At 62.5% G+C, this 10643-nt stretch carries 8 protein-coding genes and 1 rRNA gene; 4 read left to right on the top strand and 5 right to left on the bottom strand.

All coding sequences use genetic code 11. The annotated features are described in order from the left end of the window. The 3 genes from C7411_RS06445 to C7411_RS06430 all read right to left on the bottom strand — a co-directional run. Positions 1-76: ribosomal RNA gene (locus tag C7411_RS06445) — 16S ribosomal RNA — on the bottom strand; the annotation flags it as partial. Positions 77-527: 451 nt separating this feature from the next. After that, on the bottom strand, positions 528-2630 hold the full coding sequence (locus tag C7411_RS06435) for an EAL domain-containing protein (protein ID WP_165822754.1): 2103 nt from the start codon (positions 2628-2630) through the stop codon (positions 528-530). Positions 2631-3166: 536 nt separating this feature from the next. Next, positions 3167-5380 carry a glycoside hydrolase family 3 C-terminal domain-containing protein gene (locus tag C7411_RS06430; protein WP_110388134.1) on the bottom strand — a complete coding sequence of 738 codons (2214 nt, stop codon included), beginning with the start codon at positions 5378-5380 and terminating at the stop codon, positions 3167-3169. A gap of 508 nt (positions 5381-5888) precedes the next feature. Here C7411_RS06430 and C7411_RS06425 point away from each other — a divergent pair. Continuing rightward, the gene (locus tag C7411_RS06425; RefSeq protein ID WP_110388133.1) at positions 5889-6326 is read left to right on the top strand and encodes a carboxypeptidase regulatory-like domain-containing protein; all 438 of its coding nucleotides are present in this window, start codon (positions 5889-5891) and stop codon (positions 6324-6326) included. A gap of 69 nt (positions 6327-6395) precedes the next feature. On the opposite strand, the gene C7411_RS06420 is transcribed toward C7411_RS06425, so the two are convergent. Beyond that, a complete protein-coding gene (locus C7411_RS06420) occupies positions 6396-7313 on the bottom strand; it encodes a LysR family transcriptional regulator (RefSeq protein WP_110388132.1) in 918 nt (305 codons plus the stop codon). Positions 7314-7545: 232 nt separating this feature from the next. Here C7411_RS06420 and C7411_RS06415 point away from each other — a divergent pair, with 232 nt between their 5' ends. Together C7411_RS06415 and C7411_RS06410 are read left to right on the top strand one after the other, a co-directional pair. Beyond that, positions 7546-8409: an NmrA family NAD(P)-binding protein gene (locus tag C7411_RS06415; RefSeq protein ID WP_110388143.1), complete on the top strand. Its 864-nt coding sequence runs from the start codon at positions 7546-7548 to the stop codon at positions 8407-8409. A 116-nt stretch (positions 8410-8525) separates the two neighbouring features. Next, positions 8526-9239: a GNAT family N-acetyltransferase gene (locus C7411_RS06410; RefSeq protein WP_110388131.1), complete on the top strand. Its 714-nt coding sequence runs from the start codon at positions 8526-8528 to the stop codon at positions 9237-9239. Positions 9240-9252: 13 nt separating this feature from the next. Here the strand turns inward: C7411_RS06410 and C7411_RS06405 are convergent, their stop codons facing one another. After that, a complete protein-coding gene (locus tag C7411_RS06405; RefSeq protein ID WP_110388130.1) occupies positions 9253-10218 on the bottom strand; it encodes a GlxA family transcriptional regulator in 966 nt (321 codons plus the stop codon). Positions 10219-10327: 109 nt separating this feature from the next. Here C7411_RS06405 and C7411_RS06400 point away from each other — a divergent pair, with 109 nt between their 5' ends. Continuing rightward, entirely contained in the window at positions 10328-10621 is a 294-nt protein-coding gene (locus tag C7411_RS06400) for a hypothetical protein (protein WP_110388129.1), read from the top strand. Positions 10622-10643 lie beyond the last annotated feature (22 nt).

Genomic DNA, 10643 nt, shown 5'->3' with positions numbered 1-10643 from the left:
CGCGCTGCCGTCCGACTTGCATGTGTAAGGCATGCCGCCAGCGTTCAATCTGAGCCAGGATCAAACTCTTCAGTTCAATGCCTGTTACTGTTTTCGGTTCGGTTAAGAACCGGTCGCTCACTCAAAGCTGACAGGTTTCAGAATAAATCCAGAAACCTGACTTACTTTAGTGTGAGACTCTTGATACCTTTGCTTCTCCCGGCCCCGCTCCAAAGAACGAAACCAGGCCGCCACCGCATCAAGCGCCCACACTTATCGGCTGTAAATTTTTAAAGAGCAATTCGTCTTAATCGCTTCGTTTTCGTTCGCAGCGATCAGCGAAGGAGGCGAATTATGCGGGTCATTCCGGATATCGTCAAGCGACTTTCGAATATTTATTTTTGGGGGCCGCTACGCCAACTATTTCGAATCGCATTGCCGGCCTATCGGGATCCACCGGCACCAACGCGTGCGAGGTGATCCCTTCTGTCACCAAATCGGGAACCGCTGCTGCACCCGGACCGCCGCACAATCGGATTCGAGCGCAGTCAAGCGCTGACGGTCTGAACGACTCCTTCGGGAAGCGGCTGGGGTAACCCGACACAAAACCCCTGCGCGTAGTCGATGCCAATCCCGCTGAGGCGCCCGATAATCGCCTCGCTTTCCACAAACTCGGCGATGGTCGCCTTGCCCGCTGCGTGAGCCACCTGGTGAATGGACTGGACGATCGTCCGATCGAGGTCGCTGCTGGCAATCCCGCGCACGAAGCTGCCGTCGATCTTCAGATAGTCCACGGGCAGGCGCTTGAGGTAAGTGAACGAGGACATGCCGGAGCCGAAATCGTCGAGTGCGAATCGGCAACCGAGTGCGCGCAGGCTCTCCATGAGGGTAATCGCTTTCGAGAGATTGGTGATCACGGCCGTTTCCGTGATCTCGAAGCAGACGCTTTCGAAGCGGATTGCGCAGCGCTGCTGCTGCTGGACGATGTACGCGAGCAAGTCCTCGTCGCCGAGCGACGCGCCGGAGAGGTTGATCGACCAGACGTTTGCCGCAAGATGGCCCGCCGCGATGGCTTCGAAAGCACGGCCGATCACCCATCGATCAACGAGCGGCATCAAGTTGAAGCGCTCAGCGGCACCAATGAAGTACGCGGGAGGAATCACATCACCCGATTCGTCGACCATACGCAGCAGCAACTCGACGTGCATCTCCTCGCCAGCATCGCCCTCCTTGAGCGACTTGATCTGTTGCGCGTACAGGCGGAAACGGTCGTGCTCGAGCGCCGCTTTCACGCGGGCCACCCATTCCATCTGCGTATGGGTGGTCGACTGGAGCTGATCTTCGAGGCAGTACTGATGCACGCGGTTGCGGCCTTTTTCCTTGGCCATATAACAGGCGACGTCAGCCGCCTTCATGATGTCCCACGTCGAGATTTGCGTGGCGTCCGCTTCCACCACACCGATGCTCACGCCAGTCGTCAACAAACGCTGGTCCCAGGGTAGCCGGATGACCGTCACGGCCTCCCGCAGATCCTCCGCGACCCGCATGGCATCGTCGATACAGCACTCCGGCAGCACGACGCCGAATTCGTCACCGCCCAGCCGTGCGAGGATATGGGCAGCGCGCAATTGTTGTTTCAAGGCGCTGCCCACACTGCGGATCAATTCGTCGCCGGCCGCGTGGCCGCACGTATCGTTGACGACCTTGAACTGATCGAGGTCGAGGAACATCACCGCATGCGGGCGTGTCCCGGCCTCCTCGAGCAAGCCGGATAGCCGGCGCTCGAATTCGCGGCGATTCAGCAAACCCGTCAGATGATCGTGCGTAGCCTGATATTCGAGCTCGGCGGCATGCTTGCGCTCCGTGCTCGCGTCTCGAAGCACCATTACCGTGCCCAGCATTTCCTCTTCGTCGTCGCGGATCGTCGCCACAGAGCAGGCTACCGGCAGGAGCGAGCCGTCCGGGCGCGTCACCGAAAGTCGGCGCTGCGCGTCGTCGACTGCAGCTGCACGGTTGTGCAGGCATTGAGCAGTAACGATATCGCCGGACCGCTCGTCGTAGAGATCACAGACGTCGAACAACGGCTTCTGGTAAATATCGCGCCTGGGACGCCCAAGCATGCGCTCGGCGGCGGCGTTGCAATAGGTCACGCTAGCCTGGTTGTCCATGCGAATCACACCGTCGTCTATCGAAGCGAGAGTGGCTTCGGTGAGGCTCTTTTCCTTCGCGGCGGCCGCTTCTGCGCGCTTGAGCCCGGAGATATCGAAGAGACAACCGACGATGCGCGTGGCCCGGCCGCTTTCATCGCGTATGGCCTTGCCGCGTCCCCGGCACCACAGGTATTGACCGTCGGCCATTCGCAGCCTGTACTCGACGTCGTAGAGGCTGTCGTGCTTCAGGTGGTCGATGATGGCCCCGCGCAAGCGGAGCAGATCCGCAGGATGCACGAGCGCATTGAAAGCGCGGGTGTCCATGGGGAGGTCGCCGTCGTCATAGCCGAGTTGCTGATAAAGATAGCGGGAATAGTAGGCACGGTCGCGGACCAGGTCCCAGTCCCATAGTCCAGCATTGATGCCCTCGAACCCGAGGCCAAGACGCTCCTCACTCAAACGCAAACGGGCGGCAAGACGCCGGCAGTGGCGCAGCAGCAATAGCATGCCGGTGCAAGTGAGCGCAGCGACGAACCACGCTATCGCAGCAAGGGCAGCACGGGAATGCTGAGCGTGCGCGGCCGCCGCTACGGCACTCACCCACACAGTGACGAGCACCACAACGATTCGACCGCGGCGGTTGCCTTCGGTAAGCCAGTTCACAGCACGTGTGATCAGTCTCATGGCTGATTTAGTATTCTTCTTGGTTCAGCTTCCATGCGTCGCGTGCGCGCGGCACTACGAGACAAAGTCACAGTAAAGTGTGACGGCGTGTATCTGGAAAACACGCAAACGGAGGAAGGCCCACGGACGGGTGGCCAAGTCTACCCGCATTCCCTGTTCTGAATGAATGGGGATTACCCGTGGAAGGCATTTATGTTTGCGGGAGTACGCATTTACGTTCTTGTGCGCGCGAATGATAGAAAAAGAAAGTATTGCGAATTTAATGTCGAACCGGCTCGCAAACGTTCGCGAGCCGGCCGTTTTCCAGAATAGAAAACAGAGGCCGCAAACGCAGCCTCTTTGTGCCCTCCTTCTTACCGGCTCTGCAGGCGGATATCGCGCGACGAGGCGCCCACATACACCGCGCTGCCAGGCACATAGGCCCAGTCGCTACGCGTCGTGTCCCAAACGCTCTGTGCACGTTCCGTGATCGTCACGCGCACCGGCTGCGACTGGCCCGGCTTCAGGAACACCTTCTGGAAACCAGCCAGCCGACGCGGCGGCTCGCCTGCATAACTCACGCCCAGATACACCTGTGCCGTTTCCGCACCGGCTACGCGGCCGTCGTTGCGCACCGTGAACGACGCCGTGAGCGTATGCCCCGGGCCCTGCTTCACCGTCAGTCCCGAATAGCTGAAGTGCGTATACGACAGGCCATAGCCGAACTCGTAAAGCGGCGTGATGTTGTTCGCGTCATACCAGCGATAGCCCATGTCCAGCTTTTCGGAGTACACGGGATCGCTCGCGAAGGCGCCGTTCGTCCCCCACGTCGGCGTGTCCTGATCGTGCGCCGGGAACGTGACCGGCAGCTTGCCCGAAGGGTTCACCTGACCGAACAGCACGTTCGCGATCGCCTTGCCGCCGCCCTCGCCCGGATACCATGCCTCGACGATTGCCGAGACCTGGTCCTTCCAAGGCATCAGTACCGGATTGCCGCTTTCGATGATCACGATCGTGCGCGGGTTGGCCTTCGCAACAGCCTCGACCAGTTGATCCTGATTCGACGGGTTCGCGAGGCCCAGGCTTTGCAGATCGCCGAAGTCCTCACCGGCAGGCTGCGCCACGACGACGATCGCGACATCGGACTGGCTGGCGAGGGTCGCGGCCTGGGTAATCTCCTGCTGCGTATAAGCGCGGAACGGCTGCGTCTGGTCGGTGTTGCCTGCGAAGCCCACCTGCGCCGAAGGCGCGAGCTGCTGGATCGCCTGGGTAATAGGCGTATTGAGCTTGAGCCACGGGTTAGTCCACCAGCCGCAGCCCGTGGACGAAGCGAACGTGAGCCCCCCGCAGCCCGGGAAGTTGCCCGTGACCGGATCGCGCGTATTGCCCGAGCCGCCGCCAGTCAGCACGGCCGCATCGGCGTGAGCGCCGATCACCGCGATCTTGTGCAGGCTCGACGCCGAAAGCGGCAACTGGCTGTTGTCGTTCTTCAGGAGCACGATGGATTGCTCTTCCGCGGCTTGCGTGAACGCGTTGTACTTCGCGAAGTCGATCGTGGCGCCGCCCTGCGCCGGATGGTCCAGCACACCCGTGCTGATCATCACATAGAGCTTGCGCCGCACCATGTCGTCCAGACGTTCCTGCGAGACCGCCTTCGAGGCGATCGCCTGTTTGACCAGATCGGGCGTGAGGTAGACCGTCGGGCCCACGTCCTCTTCCTCGTCGAGGCCCGCGTTGATCGCCGGGGCCGTGCTATGCGCCGCACCCCAGTCCGACTGCACCTGACCCTGGAATCCCCAGTCCTTCTTCAGCACGTCGGTCAGCACATGCGTGTTTTCGCACGCGTAGGTGCCGTTCAGGCGGTTGTAGCTGCACATCACGCTGCCTGGCCGCGCTTCCTTCGCGGCGATTTCGAACGGCAGCAGATAAAGTTCGCGCAGCGTGCGCTCGTCGATCTGGCTGTTGCCGCCCTGGCGGCCCGTTTCCTGTTCGTTGCCGACGTAGTGCTTGATCGTCGCGATTACCTGCTGGCTTTGCGTGCCGATAGTGCGCGCCGCCAGCATTTCGCCCGCCAGCACGGGGTCTTCGCCGAGGTACTCGAAGAGGCGCCCGCCGCGCGGTTCGCGCGCGAGGTTCGTGCCGCCGCCCAGACCCATGCCGAATCCTTGCTCGCGCAACTGGTCGGCTACGCGTGCGCCGAAGTCGCGCGCGAGGTACGGATCCCAGCTTGCCGCGAGCGCGATCGTCGCCGGAAAGGTCGTGCTCTTCTGACTCGTGCTGCCCGAGCCCGTTGCGGAATCAACCATATTCAGGTCGGGAATGCCCAGACGCGGCACGCCCTGAATATAGCCCGCACCGCCGCCAGGCACGGCGCTCATCTGATATTCGGAATGGATGAACTGGAGCTTCTCGTCCTGCGTCATGCGCTTGAGCAGCAGGTCGGCACGAACGTGTGCGCCGAGGTTCTGGGGGACGGCCATCAACGGCATCGGCAATGGATAAGGTACGTCGTTGCTGCTGTCGCCGGCATGGGCGGTAGCGGCCATCGCAACCAGCACGGCGGCGGTGGGCCAACGGGTGATCCTCATATGTCTCTCCGAGAGTTCGAGTACGTTATGGAGTACTGATCAGACCGGTAAACAGGGTCTGGCAGAGCGGCCGGCCGTGTCAGGCACCGGCAAACTTCCTGCGGGGGAAACCGGTTGAGCTGCGCAGCGCAAACGTTTGCCTCTGTATGTCCGCGTGAGCCTCGCCGGTCGATGTAGCAAAACTCCAAATAATCATATAAAAACTATTGAGTAGCCTTACGGACTTTTATCTCGGTATTTTCCCGGCTGGCGGTAGCTAACACGCATGAAAGTCCCGGAATAGACAGTTAAACGTAATTTTTCCGTAATGCAATTGTTGCGGATGCAACGGAAAGTCGGCATTCGATGTGATTTGCATGGCACTCGCGAGTTCGAAGTGGCGCCCTGTGGACGCGGCGTCCAGAGCGCGTTGCGGGCCGAAAAAAGCTAACCTGTTACGAGGCCTGCGCTAGCGGCAGCGCTCACGCTGCCGCGCGCGAAATCGACATCACTGTAAGGAGTGACCACGATGGAAAGGCAACGCAAGGCTTCCCGATTCGCTTCGACCCTGCTCTCCGCGGCGTGCGCATTCGCTCTGACAAGCGGCGCACTCGCGCAAACGGGCATGCCTCAAACGGAGCAGCAAGGCGACATCTCGTTCGTCTCCGGCGGGGTAGGCCGCGACGAGTCATCCGCGCTGCGGCAAGCGCGCAGTCAGTGGCCGCTCTCGATGCTGTTTACCGGTCCCGGTTCGAGCTATGTTGCGGACGTGCACGTGCAGATCGCGGGCGCCGACGGCACGTCCGTGCTCGACACGCGTTCGCACGGTCCGTACATGCTCGTGCGGCTGCCTGCCGGACGCTATACGATCACCGCCACGTATAACGAGGTCACGAGGACGCAGCGCGTAAACGTCGCCGGCAACGGCAGCGCGCGTGCGACGTTCTCGTTCCCGGGCAAGCACTGAGCACGAATCGCGGCTCCGGCTTGTCGACCTGGCTCACCAGGGAACGACTCCGCTGTGATGTCGCCGCAATCAATGCCCAGCGGCCCAGGCGACGATGAAATCGATGAATGCGCGCGTCTTCGCGGGCGTGTAGTGGCGCGACGGATAGTAGACGTATAGCGGGAAGCGTTCGTCGGGCCAGTCGGGGAACAGGTTCACCAGCCTGCCTTCGGCAATCAGAGGTTCGGCGCCGAGAAGCAGCATTTGCGCAATGCCGGAACCGGCCAGACACGCATTGAGCAATGCGCCCGGATCGTTCACTGTGAGCCGCCCGTTCGTCGCCACCACGACATGCTTGCGCTTGCGATGAAACTCCCAGGGGTAGGGCTTGCCGGTCTCGGGGTCGCGGAATTCGAGGCATCGGTGAGCGGAGCCTTCGAGATCTTCGGGGCGCAGCGGCCTGCCCCAGCGCGAGAGATAGGCCGGCGCCGCGACCGTCACGACGGCGGTATCGAGCAGCTTGCGGGCGACCAGCGTGGAGGATCTCGGCTTGCCGAATCGCATCGCGGCATCGAAGCCCTCCGCAACCAGGTCGCCAAGGCTATCTCTCGCAATCAGTTCGATCTCGAGTTCGGAATGGGCATCCATGAACCGGTCGAGATCCGCGCCGAGAATCGCCCGGTAGCACACCGGGTCCAGATTCACGCGCAACCTGCCGCGCACCGCCGACGCATTGCCCGATGCCGCGATGGCCGCTTCCTCGAGCCCCGCGAGATGCGGGACGACCTGCTCGTAGAAACGGCGCCCGCCTTCGGTAAGCGAAATCGATCGCGTCGTGCGATTGAAGAGCCGGATATCGAGCCGCTTCTCAAGCCTCGCAATCGCGCGGCTCACACCTGGCGGCGACATGCCGAGCACGTCTGCCGCGGCGGCAAACGTCCCCGCGTCGACAACGGCGGCAAACACGCTGATCGCGCCGGAAATGTTCTCGAGTGTCGTTGTTCTCAATGTCGTCGTTCCAGTGGCAGCCGGTACGGCGGCCCCCCGGCAGCCTTTGGCGATGATGGGCCGGTCATCCGATTCGTGCGCCCGAGTCACTGATGTAGTGCCCTTCGCGGCATTTAGCTTCGGCCGCCCTGCGTCCAGAATGCGTCTCATCGAAACGAAACCATGCAGCACCTTGCTGCCATCGCGTTCCGTTTTTTTTGAGAATCTCGTCGTCGCATGCGGAGGGTTTCAAGTGTACGCAATTACAGGCATTACCGGAAAAGTGGGCGGCGCACTCGCCCGTGCGCTGCTCGCCTTGGGGCAACCGGTGCGGGCGGTCGTGCGCGACGCTGCGCGCGCCGCGTCGTGGCAAGCACAAGGATGCGAGCTGGCCACGGCAAGCATGGAAGACGCTTCAGCGCTTACCGCCGCCTTCAGCGGCGCGCAGGGTGTGTTCATCCTGCTGCCTCCGCAGTTCGACCCTTCGCCGGGCTTCCCGGAATCGCGTGCGATCATCGATGCCGTTTGCACCGCGCTTCACAAGGCACGGCCCGCGAAGGTCGTCTGTCTGTCGACCATCGGCGCACAGGCGCAGGAAAGCAACCTGCTCACGCAACTCTCGTTGATGGAGGAGGCGCTAGCCGCGCTGCCCGTGCCGGTGACGTTCCTGCGGCCCGGCTGGTTCATGGAGAACGCTGCATGGGATGTCGCGCGCGCACGCGACGATGGCGTGATCGAGAGCTACCTGCAACCGCTCGACCAGGCTGTGCCGATGGTCGCGACCGCAGACGTCGGCCGCCTCGCCGCCGACTTGCTCACGCAGACGTGGAGCGGCACACGCGTGGTCGAGCTGGAGGGCCCGCGGCGCGTGAGTGCCAACGATATGGCTTGCGCGTTTGCCCGCGTGCTTGGCAGGCCTGTGCATGCGGTGGCGGTGGACCGGCAGGAATGGGAGTCGCGCTTTCTGTCACAAGGCATGAAGCATCCCTTGCCGCGTATGCGCATGCTCGACGGATTCAACGAGGGCTGGATCTGTTTCTCGAAGGCCGCCGACGAAATCCTTCGCGGGCATGTCGAACTGGACACCGTGCTCGAAGCGCTGGCAAGCGGTGCGTAACGAAAGGCATTGGCGCGAATGACGCCAAAGTTGGCGCGTTCGGCCGTGGTACGCCGAACGCGCCGCGTCTAGACTATCGTCGCAAACCGTCCCCATCCCTTCCCAGAGCGCAAATCATGTTCGATGTGCTGGCAACGAAACCTGCGGGCAGCACGCCCGCGCTGGACAACGTGCCGGGGCACGCGCTGACCGGCCGCCAGCGCCATCTTGCCGTTGGCAACGATCGTGCGGTGCGGTATGCGCCAGCCGTCGCCCCCTTTGCGGCGATGACCGACACCTCGCCTGAATCGTTCGACGCCTTGGCGCGACTGATCGAAGAGCACGCGCCCGTTGCTCTGACCACGCTGGATGCCGTGGAGCCACCCGCCGGCTTCGCGCTGATCCGGCACGCCACGCTGCTGCAAATGGTCTGGCAAGGCGAAGCGCCTGGACCTATCGCGCTGGAGCACGTGCGGCTAACGGAGCGTGACGTGCCGGAGATGCTCGAACTGGCCGCGGCAACGCAGCCCGGCCCGTTTGGCCCGCGCACGATCGAATTCGGCGGCTACCTGGGCGTGCGCAGGGAGGGCAAGCTCGTCGCCATGGCCGGCGAACGCATGAAGATCGAAGGGCATACCGAGATCAGCGCCGTATGCGTGGACCCGGCCTTCAGGGGCCAAGGGCTCGCCGCGGGCCTCATGAAGCTGCTGATGGCGGCAATCCGCGCGCGCGGCGAGACACCCTTCCTGCACGTGCTCACATCGAATCACGGCGCCATTTCCCTCTATCGCACGCTGGGCTTTGTCGAGCGTCGCGAGATGCATCTCACGGTGCTTGGCGTTGCGCCATAGAAGGGCCGCTCGTTCATAACAAGTCGCTACGCAGTTCCCGTACGCCTCTTCCCAGCCGCTGCCGCAACAGGCTGCGCAGCGTTGCGCCGTCGCCGTAACCGACTTCGGCGGCGATCCTTTCCAGGTCGAGCTTGCCGCTGCGCAGCAGCGACTGCGCGTGCTCGACCCGCAAATCCTGAAAGTACGCCAGCGGCGACTTGCCGAGCACCTCCTGGCAGCGGCGCTGCAATGAACGCGAACTCGTTGCCAGGGCCTTCGCGGCGTCCTGCAACGAGAATCCCGACTTGAGATTTTTTCTCGCCCATTGTTCGAAGCGCTGAATGAGCGGATCGGCTTGCGCCAGATGATTCGGGATAATGTACGGCGCCTGCGAAGAGCGGATGTCGGCCAGCAGATAGCGCGATACGAGCGATGCGAGTTCGGGGCTCGCCGAGCGGATCAGCCAGAGCGCGAGATCGAGATGCCCCATCGCTGCGCCGGCCGTGACGCCAATATCCGAAGGCACGAGCATACGCGACTCGTTTAACTGAACATGCGGATAGCGTTGCCGGAAGAACGGCGCGAGCGACCAGTTGGTCGTGGCTTCACGATGATCGAGCAGCCCCGCCTCCGCGAGGATGAACGTCCCCACGCACGAAGCGCCGACTCGCGCGCCGCCCGTTTGCCATTCGAGCAAACGCGCCATGCCTTCTTCGACGTCCCGGCGCTCGAACGACTGCATCAAATCCTGCGCGGACAGCGTCACCAATGCCGGCACGATCACCCAGTCGGGCTTCGCGTCCCGCGCGACCGGCTGCACCGGCACCACGAAACCGTGAGCCGAGCGCACCCGCTTTCTCACCCCCACGAGCGTGACGTCGAAACGCGGAACGCCGCCCATGGCCGCGGCCGAAAGCTTGTTTGCAGCCGAGAACGCGTCGAGCGTGACGGAGAGCCCCGTATCGAACACGCCATCGAGAGCCAGTACAGAAATGCGCATGGCGTAAATGCCTCTAAAGTTGTCGTTTGTGACAGTACAGCCGACGAGACCCCAACGATACACTCAATCGCGTTGCAAGTCGCAACAAACATGAATCAAGGAGGTTGCCATGAAAGTTCTCGCCATTGGATCGATTGTCAGGGAACTCACGCCCGCACAGCGCGACGAGATCATGCCGCACGAAGTGCCCGCCACGCTCAAGCTCTATCTGGACGACAAAATCGAGCAGTACTGGTTTCGCCAGGACAAGCCGGGCGTGGTGTTTCTCATGAGCTCGGGCTCGGTCGACGATGTGAAGGCCACGCTGGATACGCTGCCGCTCGCCCAGGCCGGCATCCTCGCGTTCGATCTGCTGCCGGTGGGCCCGCTCGCGCCGCTCGGCCTGCTCCTGCAAGGAAAGTAAGCGCTGCGAAGGAGGCGCCGTC

It is taken from the genome of Paraburkholderia silvatlantica, from assembly GCF_003096715.1.
GTDB classification, from domain to species: domain Bacteria; phylum Pseudomonadota; class Gammaproteobacteria; order Burkholderiales; family Burkholderiaceae; genus Paraburkholderia; species Paraburkholderia silvatlantica.
Note: the sequence above shows the minus strand (reverse complement) of the source record. Positions and strands in the feature narration are given on the sequence as shown.